15 protein-coding genes are annotated in these 14,657 nt (G+C 73.0%); 6 read left to right on the forward strand and 9 right to left on the reverse strand.

Translation table 11 applies throughout. The features are described 5' to 3' along the window. Positions 1-100: 100 nt before the first annotated feature. Positions 101-1,384: a thymidine phosphorylase gene (locus J2X68_RS11435; RefSeq protein ID WP_310432472.1), complete on the forward strand. Its 1,284-nt coding sequence runs from the start codon at positions 101-103 to the stop codon at positions 1,382-1,384. 32 nt (positions 1,385-1,416) lie between these two features. Then, positions 1,417-1,803, forward strand: a complete 387-nt coding sequence (locus J2X68_RS11440) for an STAS domain-containing protein (protein WP_310432346.1) — start codon at positions 1,417-1,419, stop codon at positions 1,801-1,803. Here J2X68_RS11440 and J2X68_RS11445 read toward each other — a convergent pair. From J2X68_RS11445 to J2X68_RS11455, 3 genes are all read right to left on the reverse strand, one after another. Beyond that, positions 1,687-2,703, reverse strand: coding sequence for a sigma-70 family RNA polymerase sigma factor (locus J2X68_RS11445; RefSeq protein WP_310432347.1), 1,017 nt, complete (start codon positions 2,701-2,703; stop codon positions 1,687-1,689). The genes J2X68_RS11440 and J2X68_RS11445 overlap by 117 nt on opposite strands. Positions 2,704-2,970: 267 nt before the next feature. After that, on the reverse strand, positions 2,971-4,086 hold the full coding sequence (gene dnaN, locus J2X68_RS11450; RefSeq protein ID WP_310432348.1) for a DNA polymerase III subunit beta: 1,116 nt from the start codon (positions 4,084-4,086) through the stop codon (positions 2,971-2,973). Positions 4,087-4,187: 101 nt separating this feature from the next. Next, complete coding sequence (locus J2X68_RS11455; RefSeq protein WP_310432349.1) at positions 4,188-5,459, reverse strand: MFS transporter; 1,272 nt, start codon at positions 5,457-5,459, stop codon at positions 4,188-4,190. 63 nt (positions 5,460-5,522) lie between these two features. On the opposite strand from J2X68_RS11455, the gene J2X68_RS11460 reads away from it, so the two are divergent. Continuing rightward, on the forward strand, positions 5,523-6,485 hold the full coding sequence (locus J2X68_RS11460) for a LysR substrate-binding domain-containing protein (protein WP_310432350.1): 963 nt from the start codon (positions 5,523-5,525) through the stop codon (positions 6,483-6,485). A 10-nt stretch (positions 6,486-6,495) separates the two neighbouring features. On the opposite strand, the gene J2X68_RS11465 is transcribed toward J2X68_RS11460, so the two are convergent. Beyond that, positions 6,496-7,269, reverse strand: coding sequence for an alpha/beta fold hydrolase (locus J2X68_RS11465; protein ID WP_310432351.1), 774 nt, complete (start codon positions 7,267-7,269; stop codon positions 6,496-6,498). 113 nt (positions 7,270-7,382) lie between these two features. Here J2X68_RS11465 and J2X68_RS11470 point away from each other — a divergent pair, with 113 nt between their 5' ends. Together J2X68_RS11470 and J2X68_RS11475 are read left to right on the forward strand one after the other, a co-directional pair. Continuing rightward, positions 7,383-8,546: an adenosine deaminase gene (locus J2X68_RS11470; RefSeq protein WP_310432352.1), complete on the forward strand. Its 1,164-nt coding sequence runs from the start codon at positions 7,383-7,385 to the stop codon at positions 8,544-8,546. A gap of 138 nt (positions 8,547-8,684) precedes the next feature. Continuing rightward, a complete protein-coding gene (locus J2X68_RS11475; RefSeq protein ID WP_310432353.1) occupies positions 8,685-9,038 on the forward strand; it encodes an ATP-binding protein in 354 nt (117 codons plus the stop codon). 85 nt (positions 9,039-9,123) lie between these two features. Here J2X68_RS11475 and J2X68_RS11480 read toward each other — a convergent pair whose 3' ends face one another. The 5 genes from J2X68_RS11480 to afsQ1 all read right to left on the reverse strand — a co-directional run bounded on the left by J2X68_RS11480 (position 9,124) and on the right by afsQ1 (position 13,182). Next, positions 9,124-9,327, reverse strand: a complete 204-nt coding sequence (locus J2X68_RS11480; RefSeq protein WP_310432354.1) for a PspC domain-containing protein — start codon at positions 9,325-9,327, stop codon at positions 9,124-9,126. 130 nt (positions 9,328-9,457) lie between these two features. Further along, complete coding sequence (locus J2X68_RS11485) at positions 9,458-10,009, reverse strand: VanZ family protein (RefSeq protein WP_310432355.1); 552 nt, start codon at positions 10,007-10,009, stop codon at positions 9,458-9,460. 187 nt (positions 10,010-10,196) lie between these two features. Next, a complete protein-coding gene (locus J2X68_RS11490) occupies positions 10,197-10,823 on the reverse strand; it encodes a hypothetical protein (RefSeq protein ID WP_310432473.1) in 627 nt (208 codons plus the stop codon). Between the two features lie 5 nt (positions 10,824-10,828). Then, positions 10,829-12,508 (reverse strand): ATP-binding protein, encoded by a 1,680-nt coding sequence (locus J2X68_RS11495; protein WP_399039728.1) that lies wholly within the window; start codon positions 12,506-12,508, stop codon positions 10,829-10,831. Beyond that, positions 12,505-13,182, reverse strand: a complete 678-nt coding sequence (gene afsQ1, locus J2X68_RS11500) for a two-component system response regulator AfsQ1 (RefSeq protein WP_028807033.1) — start codon at positions 13,180-13,182, stop codon at positions 12,505-12,507. The genes J2X68_RS11495 and afsQ1 overlap by 4 nt, the downstream gene beginning before the upstream one ends. A 692-nt stretch (positions 13,183-13,874) precedes the next feature. Here afsQ1 and J2X68_RS11505 point away from each other — a divergent pair. Beyond that, the gene (locus J2X68_RS11505) at positions 13,875-14,618 is read left to right on the forward strand and encodes a SigE family RNA polymerase sigma factor (RefSeq protein WP_310432356.1); all 744 of its coding nucleotides are present in this window, start codon (positions 13,875-13,877) and stop codon (positions 14,616-14,618) included. The last annotated feature ends 39 nt before the right edge of the window (positions 14,619-14,657 follow it).

A 14,657-nucleotide genomic window follows, 5' to 3' on the forward strand; every position in this document is an offset into this window, starting at 1 on the left:
TGACCGGCGCAGAGGGGCCGCGCGGTTTCCGCAACGTCTTTTGCCGCGCCACCGCGCACCCGCACTACGAAGCACCACCGGAAGGAAAGCCATGACGCAGTTGTCGATGGACGCCGTGTCCGTCATCCGCACCAAGCGGGACCGCGGTGAGCTCAGCGACGCGCAGATCGACTGGGTCATCGACGCGTACACCGGCGGTGAGGTCGCCGACTACCAGATGGCCGCCCTCAACATGGCCATCCTGCTCAACGGCATGAACCGCCGCGAGATCGCCCGCTGGACGGCCGCGATGATCGCCTCCGGCGAGCGGATGGACTTCTCCACGCTGTCGCGTCCGACGGCCGACAAGCACTCCACGGGCGGCGTCGGCGACAAGATCACGCTTCCGCTGGCCCCGCTGGTGGCGGCCTGCGGCGCGGCGGTCCCGCAGCTCTCCGGCCGCGGTCTCGGCCACACCGGCGGCACCCTGGACAAGCTGGAGTCGATCCCCGGCTGGCGCGCGCTGCTGTCGAACGAGGAGATGCTGCACGTCCTCGACACGACCGGCGCGGTGATCTGCGCGGCGGGCGACGGCCTCGCCCCGGCCGACAAGAAGCTGTACGCGCTGCGCGACGTCACGGGCACGGTGGAGGCGATCCCGCTGATCGCCTCGTCGATCATGTCGAAGAAGATCGCGGAGGGCACCGGCTCCCTGGTCCTCGACGTGAAGGTCGGCACCGGCGCCTTCATGAAGACCATCGAGGACGCGCGCGAGCTGGCCTCGACGATGGTCGGCCTCGGCACCGACCACGGCGTGAAGACGGTCGCGCTGCTGACCGACATGTCCACCCCCCTCGGTCTGACGGCCGGCAACGCCCTCGAGGTCCGTGAGTCCGTCGAGGTGCTGGCCGGCGGCGGCCCGGCGGACGTGGTGGAACTGACGATCGCGCTCGCCCGCGAGATGCTCGACGCGGCCGGCGTGAAGGACGCGGACCCGGCGAAGGCGCTGGCCGACGGCTCGGCCATGGACGTCTGGCGCCGCATGATCGCGGCCCAGGGCGGCGACCCGGACGCCCCGCTGCCCACGGCGAAGGAACAGCACGTGGTGAAGGCGGACGCCTCGGGCGTCCTGACCCGTCTCGACGCCTACGACATCGGCATCGCCGCCTGGCGTCTCGGTGCGGGCCGGGCCCGCAAGGAGGACCCGGTGCAGGCGGGCGCGGGCGTCGAACTGCACGCCAAGCCCGGTGACACGGTCAAGGAGGGCCAGCCCCTGCTGACCCTGCACACGGACACCCCGGAGCGCTTCGCGTACGCGCTCGAGGCCGTCCAGGGCTCGTACGACATCGGCGCGGCCGGCACCGGGTTCACCCCGTCTCCCGTGGTGCTGGAGCGCATCGCCTGAGCGGACGGCCCGACGTCGGCGCTCCCGCTCCGATGAGTTGGGCGCCCGGCGCCGGTCTACCGATCGTGGAATCGACGACACCGCCCGTGCTCACTCTGAACGGCCCTGTCACCCGTCCGCGGGTGCCAGGGCTCGTCGACGACGCACGGGCGCTGATGGAGGCCACCGGCGCCGCGGTCGTCGTCTGCGACGTCGCCGGGATCGGACCGCCGGGGCTCACCGCCGTCGACCTGCTGGCGCGGCTCCAGCTGGCCGCCCGGCGGGCCGGGGGACACATACGGCTGCGCGCCCCCGACCCGGCCCTACGCGCCCTGCTCGACCTCGCCGGTCTCCGCTTCGAGGTGGAGGGGGAGGTCGAAGAGGGGGAACCAGCGCTGCGTGTCGAGGTAGAAGTGGAACCCGGTGAGGCGGCCGTCTGAGATCTCCAGGACCTGGATCGCCCACGGGGTGAACCCGCCCCGGTCGGGGTCCGGCTTGTACTGGGCGAAGCCCGGCAGTCCGTTGACCTGGACCGGCAGCAGGCGCGAGCCCTCGCACGCGGAGCCGATCGTGGTCATGAAGCCGGTGATGTCGTCGTGGCCGGTCAGCCACAGGTCGAACGGCGGCATCGTCATGATGGCGTCCTCGTGGAGGAGAGCCGTCAGCGCCGCCATGTCATAGCCCTCGAAGGCCGCCACATAGCGGTCGAGCAGTTTCTGCTGCTCCTCGTCCAGCGGGTCGGACACCGCCGCGTCCGCGCCGGAGGCCTCCCGCTCGGACAGGGTCGCCCGCGCCCGCTGGAGCGCGCTGTTCACCGAGGCGACCGAGGTGTCGAGCAGCTCGGCGACCTCGCTCGCCCTCCACGCCAGCACCTCCCGCAGGATCAGCACCGCCCGCTGCTTCGGCGGGAGCTGCTGCAAGGCGGCCATGAACGCGAGGCGCACCGACTCCTTGGCGACCGCCGCCTCGGCCGGGTCCTCCACCGTCGGCAGCACACGGGCGTCCGGCATGGGCTCCAGCCAGGTGTTGTCGGGGCGGGGGGAGAGGGCGGCCCGGGCCAGCGGGGTGGACTCGGAGAGGTCCATCGGCCGGGCCCGCTTGTTGCCGGCCGTCAGCATGTCCAGACAGACGTTCGTCGCGATCCGGTACAGCCACGAGCGCAGACTGGAGCGGCCCTCGAACTTCTCGTAGCTCCGCCAGGCGCGGACCATGGTGTCCTGCACCGCGTCCTCGGCCTCGAAGGAGGAGCCGAGCATGCGGTAGCAGTAGCCGGTCAGTTCCGTCCGGTGCTTCTCCAGTGCGACGTCGATGCCGCTCGTCGTCGCCGTGCTGTTGCCCATCGTCCACCCACCCCTGTGGCCGTTCTGTCACGCGCCTGTGCGCCCAGCACTTCGGAAGCTACCGCAGCCCACTGACAATGGCCCGCCGAGTCACCGAATCCGCAGGCCAGGGCCATGGCCCGACCCATGATCAGCCCATCGCGCCCCGGACCTTCGCACGCAGGCCGCCGTAGCCGGGCCGCCGTGTCCGGGACGCCGTGACGTACTGCCGTGGCGCGGCGGCGTCGCCGAGGACGCCGGGTCCGGGCGCAGGCGTGACCGCCGTGCTCAGACCAGCTGCTTCACGGACATCAGCAGGTGTCGGTGGGCCTCGGGCGCGTCCGCCGCGCTCAGCAGCGCCCGCTGGCCCGTCCCCAGCAGCTCCACCCGCAGCCTCGGTGTCCCGAAGGAGGCCAGCGCGTCCAGCAGGTAGGCCGGGTTGAAGGCCACGCCCACCTCGTCGGCGCCGGTCAGCGCGGCGGGCAGCCGCTGGGCGGCCACGTCGTCGCCGTACCCGGCGCGCAGCAGGACGGAGTCGGCCGAGAAGTCCAGCCGTACCGGGCTGTTCGCCTCCGCCACCACCGCGACTCTCCGCACGGCCTCCGTCAGCGCCCCGCTCTCCACCTCGGCGACGGCGGCCCCCGCCATGTCGAACAGCTTCCCGTAGGCGGGCAGCCGCCCGTCCAGCCGCCGGACCACGGTCCGCGTCCGCCCGCCGTCGAAGCCGATCGGCCCACCCCCCGAGGCCCCGTCGAGCCCGACCCGGACCGTCCCGCAGCGGGCCAGCGACCGGGCCACGTCCAGCAGCCGCCGGGCCGGCACGAGCGCCTCCGCCACCCCCGCGGCGGCCGCCTCCGGCTTCCACTCCAGCGCTCGCACCGCGTACCGGTAGCGGTCCGACGCCGACAGCGTCATCTCCTCCCCCTCCAGGCGCAGTTGGACGCCCGTCAGCACCGGGAGCGTGTCGTCGCGGCCCGCGGCCACCGCGACCTGGGCGACGGCGGTCGCGAACGCGGCCGCGTCCACCGTGCCGTACGCCGCCGGCGGTTCCGGCGGGGCGGGGTACTCCTCGCGCGGGAGAGTCGACAGGCCGAAGCCCGTGCCGCCCGCCTCGACCGTGAACCGGCTGCCGGCCAGGGCGCAGCTCACCGGCCCGTCCGGCAGCACCTTGCAGATGTCGAGGAGCCGGCGGCCGAGCACGAGCACCCGGCCCGCCGTCGCGACCTCGGCGTCCGTCTCGATCCGGGCCGCCGTCTCGAAGTCGAACCCCGACACCGTCAGCCGGCCCGCCGCCGCCTCGAGCAGCAGCCCGCCCAGCACGGGGACCGGCGTACGGGCGGGCAGCGCCCGGGCCGCCCAGGCCACCGCCTCCGCGAGGTCACCGCGGTCGATACGGAACTCCATGAAAAACCCCCTGCTCGCACCGGTCGTCGCGCGGAGGCTATGCGCCACCACTGACAACCGGCCCCGAGCAGGGGGAGGACCGCGGCGGGGCCGCGGGACGTTCAGTGCGCGGGGACCAGCGTCTCCCGGCGGGCCGCCCGGGTCCCGGACACCGTGATCGTCACGACGCCGAGCACCGCCAGGACGCCCACGCCGACCGTCCCGGCCCAGCCGCCCGAGTGGAAGGCCAGCGCCCCGACCGTGGAGCCCGCGCTGGAGCCGATGTAGTACGCGGACTGGTAGAGGGCGGAGGCCTGGGCGCGGCCGGTCGTCGCCGTCTTGCTGACGGCCGAGGAGGCCACCGCGTGCCCCGCGAAGAAGCCCGCCGTGATCAGGACCAGGCCGAGCAGGACCAGGACCAGCGAGTCCGCCAGCGACACCAGCAGTCCTGCGGCCGTGGTGCCGCCCGCCAGGTACAGCGCGCCGCGCCGGCCGAGGCGGCCGACCAGCCGGCCCGCCGTCGACGCCGACACCGTGCCCACCAGGTACACCAGGAAGATCGAGCCGACGATGCCCTGGGGCAGCGAGAACGGCGCCTCCGTCAGCCGGTAGCCGATCACCGTGTACACGCCGCCGAACACCGTCATGAACAGCGCGCCGATCGCGTACAGCCGACGCAGCAGCGGGTCGGCGAGGTGCCCGCGGACCGTGCCGATGAGCACGCGGGGCGCCGGCGAACCCGCCGTGAAGTGCCGGGGCGCCGGCAGCAGCAGGCGGAAGGCGATCGCGCAGGCCACCGCGAGGGCGCCGATCACCCCGACGGCCACCCGCCAGCCCCACTCCTGCGCGATCCAGCCGGTGACGACCCGGCCGCTCATCCCGCCGACGCTGTTGCCCGCCACGAACAGGCCGATCGCCGTGACGAGGGCCTTCGGCCGGACCTCCTCGGCCAGGTACGCGGTCGCCGACGCCGGGAGGCCGGCCAGCGCCGCGCCCTGCACCGCCCGCAGCACGACCAGCGTGCCCAGGGAGGGCGCGAACGGGACCAGCAGGCCCACGCCCACCGCCACGCCCAGCGAGGCCGTCATGACCGTACGGCGGCCGTAGCGCTCCGACAGGGCGCTCATCGGGAGCACGAACAGCGCCAGGCCACCGGTCGCCGCCGCCACCGTCCAGCTCGCCCGGCTCGCCGCCACCCCGAAGTCGTCGGAGATCAGCGGCAGGAGCGCCTGCGTGGAATACAGCAGGGCGAAGGTCGCCACACCGGCGAGGAAGAGCGCGAAGCTCATCCGGCGGTAGCCGGGGCCGCCGGGGGCCAGACGGGAGTCGGAGGAGACGGGAGCGGAGGACGCGGCGCCCACGATCGTGGACGCCCCGGTACTGGCGGGAGACATGCCTCGAAGTTACGTACGCCCCCGCTCATCCGTCCAATGCATGGAATCGACATAATCGTTCCCATGGCGCATCAGCAGAGGTCACAGGCTCGTCTGTCACCGTCCGGTGACACAGAAGACATGGCGGACATGTCGAGGCTGCTGGCCCCCAGGCTCGCCTACTTCGCCGGAGTGGCCCGCACCGAGCACGTCACGCGCGCCGCGCAGGAGATGCAGGTCCCGCAGTCGACGCTCTCCCGGGCCATGGTCCGCCTCGAACAGGACCTGGGCGTCGACCTGTTCGCCCGGCACGGCCGCACGGTCTCCCTGACCCCCGCGGGCCGCACCTTCCTCGCCTCCGTCGAGCGCGCCCTCGGCGAGATCGAGCGGGCCGCCGACGAGGTCCGGGCGGACGCCGACGCAGCCACCGGGAAGGTCGCCTTCGGCTTCCTGCACACCATGGGCGCGGAGACGGTCCCGGGGCTGATCCACGCCTTCCGCGCCGATCACCCGCGCGTCCGCTTCAGCCTGGTCCAGAACTACGGCGAGGCGATGCTCGAACGGCTGCGGGCGGGGGAGCTGGACCTCTGCCTGACCTCCCCCGTCCCGGACGCCCCCGACCTGGTGGCCCGCCGCCTGGACGAGCAGAAACTGCGGCTGGTCGTCCCCGCCGACCACCGGCTCGCCGCCCGCAGGCGGGTCCGTCTCGCCGAGGCCGCCGACGAGACCTTCGTGACCCTGGAACCGGGCTACGGCCTGCGCCGGATCACCGACGACCTCTGCAAGGAGGCCGGTTTCCGGCCCCGGATCGCCTTCGAGGGGGAGGAGGCGGAGACCCTGCGCGGACTGGTGGCGGCGGGCCTGGGCGTGGCGCTGCTGCCGCCGCCCGCCGTGGCCCGCCCGGGGGTCGTGGAGCTGACGGTCACGGCCCCGAGAGCCGCCCGCGAGATCGGCGTGGCCTGGCTGGACGGCCACCCGGACACCCCGCCCGTGGCGGCCTTCAAGAAGTTCCTGCTGTCGAGGAGGGGCAGCTTGCTGCCGGACTGAGGGCCACGCCTCAGGGGCGGCCCGGGCGCCGTAACGAGGTGCCGAACCCCACGGCCAACGGCATCCGCAGCCCCAGCGGCGGCGGGGCGGCCAGCGCGTCCTCCACCGGCCGGGAGAGCGCCCGGCCGAACAGCGCGCCCATCACGAAGTCCTCGGCCAGCGACAGGACTTCACCGCGATACTGGTGCAGACCGTGGCCGTCGGCGTGCACCTCGAACCGGCACACGTCCCGGTTCGCCTTCTTCGCCCGCGCCGCGAGCCGGAACGACAGCTCGGGGTCGCAGCGCTCGTCGTTCGTGCCGTGCACGATCAGCACCCGCCGCCCGGCCAGCTGCTTCACCGGTTCGGGTGGAGCGGCCATGTCCTCCTCCGGCAGCCAGGGGGCGATCGCCAGCACGGAGTTGACGGCCTCGTGGCCGGCCGCCCGCAGCGCCGCCCGCGCCCCCATGTCGACGCCGGCCAGGCAGACGGGGACGTCCCCGTAGCGCCGTACCGCCTCGTCGGCCGCCCAGGCCGCGTCCGCCGCGAGATGCGCCTCGCTGCCGTTCCAGCCGCGGTAGCGGTAGTGCACGGCGTGGACGGCCAGGCCCTCCTCGCGTCCCGCGCGGGCCAGCCTGCGCCCCAACCCCCGTACGGAGGCGGCCGCCCACACGGCGGACGGTTTCCGGCTGGACACCTCCTCGCCGCCCGGGAGCAGCAGCACCACCCCGCTCACCGCCGTCGGCGCCGGGCCCAGCGCCTTCCCCAGCCGGACCGTCCGAACCGGCGTCACATCCTGTGCCATGACAGAACAGTGTCAGAAGCGCCGTTGTACTCCACCTGTCCGGGCGGTCACCGTTACGTATCGGCGGAGTTGTACAGCGCGCCGTCTACGCGCGTAGGAGTTAGAGTGCGGAAATGACGAGCCAGAGCACCCAGGCGGGCAACACCCCGAGCTCGGACCAGATCCGGCGGGCACCCAAGGTTCTGCTGCACGACCATCTCGACGGCGGGCTGCGCCCCGGCACGATCGTCGACCTCGCCCGGGACACCGGGTACGCGCAACTCCCGGAGACCGACCCCGACAAGCTCGGCATCTGGTTCCGGGAGGCCGCCGACTCCGGTTCGCTGGAACGGTACCTGGAGACCTTCTCGCACACCGTCGGCGTGATGCAGACCCGCGACGCGCTCGTCCGGGTCGCCCGCGAGTGCGCCGAGGACCTCGCCGAGGACGGCGTCGTCTACGCCGAGGTGCGCTACGCGCCCGAACAGCACCTCGAAGGCGGACTGAGCCTCGAAGAGGTCGTCGAGGCCGTCAACGAGGGCTTCCGGGAGGGCGAGCGGACGGCCCGGCGCAACGGCCACCGCATCCGCGTCGGCGCCCTGCTCACCGCCATGCGGCACGCGGCCCGCGCCCTGGAGATCGCCGAACTCGCCAACCGCTTCCGGGACCTGGGCGTGGTGGGCTTCGACATCGCGGGCGCCGAGGCGGGCTTCCCGCCCACCCGGCACCTCGACGCCTTCGAGTACCTGAAGCGCGAGAACAACCACTTCACCATCCACGCCGGCGAGGCCTTCGGGCTGCCGTCGATCTGGCAGGCCCTCCAGTGGTGCGGCGCCGACCGGCTGGGCCACGGGGTGCGCATCATCGACGACATCGAGATCGCCGCCGACGGCAGCGTGAAGCTCGGCCGGCTCGCCTCCTACGTCCGCGACAAGCGCATCCCGCTGGAGCTGTGCCCCAGTTCCAACCTCCAGACCGGAGCGGCCGCCTCCTACGCCGAGCACCCCATCGGCCTGCTGCGCCGGCTCCACTTCCGGGCCACCGTCAACACGGACAACCGCCTGATGTCCGGCACCAGCATGAGCCGGGAATTCGAGCACCTTGTCGACGCGTTCGGCTACACGCTCGACGATCTCCAGTGGTTCTCCGTCAATGCTATGAAGTCAGCATTCATTCCTTTCGATGAACGACTTGCCATGATCAGTGACGTGATCAAGCCCGGATATTCCGAGCTGAAGTCCGAATGGCTGTTCCAGCAGACCGTCTCCACCAGCGGTTCTGCCGATACGGAAGGCTGAGTAGCGGTTTTCCGGAGCACGGAATGCGGGCAGACGTTCACCATCTGTCCGCATTTCGATGTTTGCCGCCGACCCCTCTGCGTGTTTACGGTCGAGAACCGCTCAGTTCCCCGTATCCCATTCGAGGACGCATTCATCATGAAGCAGTCTGCTGCCAAGACCCTCGGTGTCGCCGCTCTCGGTGCCGCCTTCGCCGCCGTCGGTGCGGGCGCCGCGAACGCCGCCCCGGCCGTCCCGGACGCCACGCAGGCCCTGGACGGTGTCACCAGGACGCTGCCGGCGGAGAACCTGGCCACGGCGCTGCCCGCGGCCGGTGAGGTGCTGACGCAGGCCCAGCCCGCGCTCGGCGCGAGCCTGGCCGCCGCGCAGCCGATCGCCGAGCAGGCGCTCGCCGGCGGGCCGACCGCGCCCGTCGCCGGTCTGCTCGGCGGTCTGCCGCTCAAGGGCCTGCCGACGCACGGTCTCCCGGTGAACGGCATCCCGCTGGGCTGAACGGCGCCGCCCGTCACGCACGACACGCCGTCGGGGCGCACCCGGATCACCGGACGCGCCCCGACGGCGTTGCTGCGGACGGCCGTCACCAGGCCGAGCGCGCCGCCTTGTCCTCCGACGGCAGCAGCACCCACAGCGCTATGTAGAGCAGGAACTGCGGGCCGGGCAGCAGGCAGGAGAGCACGAAGATCACCCGCATCGTGGTGGCGGAGGTGCCGAAGCGCCGGGCCAGCGCGGCGCACACTCCGCCGATCATGCGGCCGTTGGTGGGGCGAGCGAGGCTGGACATCTGCGGCTCCTTCGTGAGCGACGGGGGACCCACCCGGTCGAGCGAAGTCGAGAGTGGGGGACGGAGGCGGCCCCGACGGCCCCTCCTGCTGTCTTCGACGCTACGGTGACGAAGGGGACGAAGCGTCGCTCTACGGTGCGACCCCGACCCTGGGAATCCTCGGGGTCAGACCCTGAGCGGCCTCCTCCTGACGGACCGCGGCCCGTCCCCGGCGCTCGTCCCTGCGGCGCAGCCAGGCCCGCACCGCCGGCACCACCGCGACATGCGCCATGGCCACCCCGAGGGTGTTGAGCAGCAACGAGTCGATGTCCACGACCTGACCGGGCACCCCGGTCTGCAGCAGCTCGATGCCCAGCGACAGCAGGGCGCCCGCCGTGACCGTGCGGATCAGGGAGGCGAGCGGCGAGACACGGAGCCTGCCGTGCACCAGCGGCAGCAGAAAGCCCAGCGGGGCCAGCAGCCCCAGTCCCACGCCGATCCGCCGCGCCGCCTCGGGCCAGCCCAGTCTCAGGTCGGCCCGGATCCCTTCGAAGGGATGGAGGTTGGCCGGCACCACCCAGGGGACGTTCAGCGGGCGCAGCGCGACCCAGGCGACGAACACGAGGTGGGCGGCCAGGAGGATGATCCCGGTCGCGCGGATGCGGATCGCGGCGCTGCCGCCGATGGAGCCTTGACGCTGCACGCCTCCCAAGACGCGACCGCCGGCACGATCGGTTCCGGCCCGCCGCCGGGCACCTGGCACGAGTCACCCGCGCCGCCGGGCCGGCCGGGCTCCCCGGCCGACGGTGACCTGCGACGACCACGGCCGCCTGGCGCCGCGTGAGGCGTCCGCCACACCGGCCGGCGTTTCCCGTGGCGCCCGGTCCTGATCAGCCGCTGCCGGTGACCGTCGAGGACGGGGGCTCCGCGCTGCCGGGACGGGAGCGGACCTCGTCGGTGCACTCGTAGCGGCGCAGCGGGTCGGAGCCGGGACCGCCCAGGATCACCGAGCCGTCGCCCTCGGCCGCCGCCGAGTCGGAGAACGTGCAGACGACCTGGGCGAGGGCGTACGAGGTCAGGTTCCCCGGCGGGCTGCTCAGCCGCAGCGCGTCGTCGGGGTCCTGCGCACGGGGCCCGGCGACCGTCATGCCGCCGCGCACGTCCGTCGTGTACCCGGCCTCCTTCTCGGCCGCCGACGGCGACTCGGCGAGCTGGTCGAGCAGGCCCTGGGCCACCAGCACCCGCCGTTCGGAGTCCGCCGCGCCCTGCGGGACCCGCACGGACCGGTCGACGGTCACCAGCGAGGAGCCGCACAGCAGGAACACCTGCACCGGCACGCCCGCCCGGGCGGACTGTGACGTCACGTCCGGCTCGGTGAGCGAGCAGCGCGCCCGGGAGGGCGCGGGCCCGAAGTCGGTCGGCACCTCGGTCGCCCGGATCCCGCAGCCGGCGAGCAGGGCGGCCAGGCCGGCCAGCAGGGGCACGGCGCGCAGCCGTCGTACCGTCGCACGGCGCATGGTCACTACGCGTCCCCCTTGTCCTGCACGGCTTTCCCGGACTGCACGGCTTTCCCGGACTGCCCGGACTTCCCGGACTGCCCGGACTTCCCGGACTGTGCGGGCATGGGCGGGCCGGCCTGCGTCGGCCGCACGGCCCGCCGGTCCTCCTCGCCGCCCTGGTCCGTCGCCTCCAGGACGCCCCGGGGCAGCCGCAGCGTGAACACCGCACCGCCCTCAGGGGAGTTGGCGGCGGTGATCTCGCCGCCGTGGATGTGGGCGTTCTCCAGGGCGATGGACAGGCCGAGCCCGCTGCCCTCGGAGCGCGGCCGGGAGGCGCTCGCCTTGTAGAACCGGTCGAAGACGTGCGGCAGCACCTCCTCGGGGATGCCGGGCCCGTGGTCGCGCACGGAGATGACGACCGCGTCGTCCGCCGCCGACACCGACACCCGCACCGGCGAACCGCCGTGCTTGAGCGCGTTGCCGATGAGGTTGGCGAGGATCACGTCCAGCCGGCGCGGGTCGAGCAGGGCGTGGATGCCGCGCTCGGCGTCCAGGTCGACCGCGTCCAGCCAGGCGCGTGCGTCGATGCAGTGGGTGATCTGGTCGGCGACGTCGACGTCGTCCAGGACCAGCCGTGCCGTGCCCGCGTCGAAGCGGGTGACCTCCATCAGGTTCTCGACGAGGTTGTTCAGCCGCCGCGTCTCGCTGACCACGAGCCGCACCGCGGGCTCGATCATCGGGTCGATGCTGCCCGACTCGGCGTCCAGCTCCTCCTCCAGCACCTCCGCGACGGTGGTGATGGCGGTCAGCGGCGTCCGCAGCTCGTGCGACATGTCGGCGACGAACCGCCGCGAGGCGTTGTCCCGCGCGGCCATGTCCGCGACCCGCTTCTCCAGGGACTCCGCGGCCCGGTTGAACGTGCGGGACAGATCGGCGAGTTCGTCCGTCCCCGACACCCGCAGCCGGGTGTCGAACCGGCCCTCGCCGAGCCGCCGCGCCGCGACGCCCAGCCGGTGCACCGGCTTCAGCACGGTCGTCCCGGCGGCCTGCGCGAGCAGCGCTGCCCCGATCAGCGCCAGAGCGGTGGCGATCCCCAGCGACCAGGCCAGCGAGTTGAGGTCCTTGGCCTCCGGCTCCAGCGACTTGCGCATGTACCCGGTGGGCCCGCCCCCGTTCACCTTCGTCCCGGCCACCAGATACGGCGTCCCGTGGTCGACGACCCGCTGCCAGTACAGGTGGTACGGCGACTTGTTGCCGCCCGTGACGGCCTGCCGCTTGTTCACCGCGGTACGCAGCGGCCCGGGCACGTCCTCCAGCGAGAAACCGTTCAGGCCGCCCGAGTTGCCGTAGACGGTCTTGCCGCTCGCGTCCTCGCCCACCAGCAGCACGCTGAAGCGCTGGCTGCTGTTGGCCATCTGCCCCGCGGTGTGCTGGAGCTCGTCCTGCGAGGGATGCTCGGGCAGCGAACTCGCCCGGTTCTCCATCTCCTGCTCGAAGTCCCGCAGCACCGCACCCTGGGTCCGGGTCAGCACGGCCTCGCGGTTGAGCCAGTACGCGATGCCGGACGCGGACACGGCGGCGGTCAGCGCCACCGCCCCGAAGACGACCACGAGCCGCAGCCGCAGGCTGGTGAAACGCAGCCGCGACAGTCTCCCCTTGCGCGCCGCGGACCAGCCGCGGAGCCCCCCTTGCGGCTGTGTCACTGAGGGGCGTCCAGGCGGTAGCCGACGCCGCGCACGGTACGGATCAGGACCGGGGACGACGGCACGTCCTCGACCTTGGCCCGCAGCCGCTGGACACAGGCGTCCACCAGCCGCGAGTCGCCCAGGTAGTCGTGCTCCCACACCAGCCGCAGCAACTGCTGCCGGGACAGCGCCTGCCCCGGCCGCCGGCTCAGTTCGAGCAGCAGCCGCAGCTCGGTCGGGGTGAGCTGGAGGTCCTCGCCGTTCTTCGTCACCGTCATCGCCGCGCGGTCGATGACGAGACTGCCGAACGTCGCCGAGTCGCTCGACTCGCGCTCCCCGCGCCGCAGCACGGCCCGGATCCGGGCGTCCAGCACCCGGCCCTGCACGGGTTTGACGACGTAGTCGTCGGCGCCGGACTCCAGCCCGACGACCACGTCGATGTCGTCGCTGCGCGCGGTCAGCAAGATGATCGGCAGTTGGTCGGTGCGCCGGATGCGCCGGCACACCTCGAAACCGTCGATGCCGGGCAGCATCACGTCCAGCACGATGAGATCCGGCCGCTGCTCGCGCAGCAGCTTCAGACCGTCCTCACCGCTGGCAGCGGTGGCCACCCGGTGTCCCTGGCGCGTCAGTGAGAGCTCCAGGGCCGTACGGATGGCGTCGTCGTCCTCGATCAGCAACAGGGAAGGCACGGGCTCATTCTGGCCCATGAGGGGGCTGTCGTTCGACCTGTGGGTAGGTGGTGAGGCGCCGGAGGCGGATGGTTCCGGCGCCGCGGGCCGCGTACAGGGGCTCGGACGCGTCCTGCGAACGCCTGTGCCCGAGCCGTACACCGGTACCGTCCGCAACCCGCGGACCTGCGCTTTCCACGGGCCGCAGCGGCTCCTCGCGGGTGCGCGGACCGAGGGGTCCGGCCAGATCGGACAAGATCGGGCGGCGCCGCGGCCCGGCCGCAGGTGCCGCCCGAGAACCGTCGGGAACCCGCTCGGCGTCCTGCCGTCCCCGTCGCGCACCCCCGGTTCGCGAGCGGCGGCGGCCGCCGGCCGGGCCGCCACGGCGGACGGACGCGCGCCCGTCGGAGGACGGTGGCGGTGACAGGGGCGAGGGGGCGATGGGGACGGGAGTCGAACAGCACCACGCCGGGAGTCCCCCGCGTCCCGCCGTGACCTGCGCGGACCGCGTCAACTGCCCTACCGGGGACGCCTGTGGACGGTCTGTGGCGTTGCCGTGACAGGCCCCTGTGACAGGTCTGTGACAGTCGGCGGACACGGCGATGAAGTGGCCCGGGCAATCTTTTGGTCACGGACAAGGCGACGCGGAACGACAGCGGAGCCGGACCGGCGCAGGAGACCGAACACCGGAAGTCCACGACGGGGGGCGCGAGATGAACACGCTGCACGGTATGAGCACCAACGCAGTCGCAGTCGTCACGCGTCTGCACGACGTGCACCGGGGTTCCGAGAAGTCCGGTGCCGTGAGCGGGCGGGGGTGCGCTCGCGGCACCGGGCGCCAGCACACCGCCTTCATGACGGTGGTCGACACGGGGGACCAGGCGGCTCACGGGGGAGCCGCGTACAGGGAGGACACGGGGGAGCGTCGTTCGCTGACCGAGGCGGAGTTCACCGCCTACGTCCAGGAGCGCCGCGCCTCCCTGTACGCCACCGCCTACCACCTCACCGGCGACCGCTTCGAGGCCGAGGACCTGCTCCAGAGCGCGCTGTTCTCGACGTACCGGGCGTGGGACCGGATCAGCGACAAGGCAGCGGTCGGCGGGTACCTCCGCCGGACGATGACCAACCTGCACATCAGCGCGTGGCGCCGCCGCAAGCTGAACGAGTACCCCACCGAGGAGCTGCCGGAGACGGTCGGCGACACGGACGCGATGCGCGGCACCGAGCTGCGCGCGGTCCTGTGGCAGGCACTGGCCCGGCTGCCCGAACTCCAGCGGACGATGCTGGTCCTGCGCTACTACGAGGGCCGCACCGACCCGGAGATCGCGGAGATCCTCGACATCAGTGTCGGCACGGTGAAGTCCAGCATCTGGCGGTCGCTCCGCCGGCTGCGCGAGGACGAGGTCCTCAGCTTCGGCCGTGACGAGGAGGACGCCTTCGGGGAGCTTGTCGCCTGAGGGTGAACGGGGGAAGGGCCCGGCTCCGCTCAGGGGGCC

The organism is Streptomyces sp. 3330, from assembly GCF_031456635.1.
Classification (GTDB): domain Bacteria; phylum Actinomycetota; class Actinomycetes; order Streptomycetales; family Streptomycetaceae; genus Streptomyces.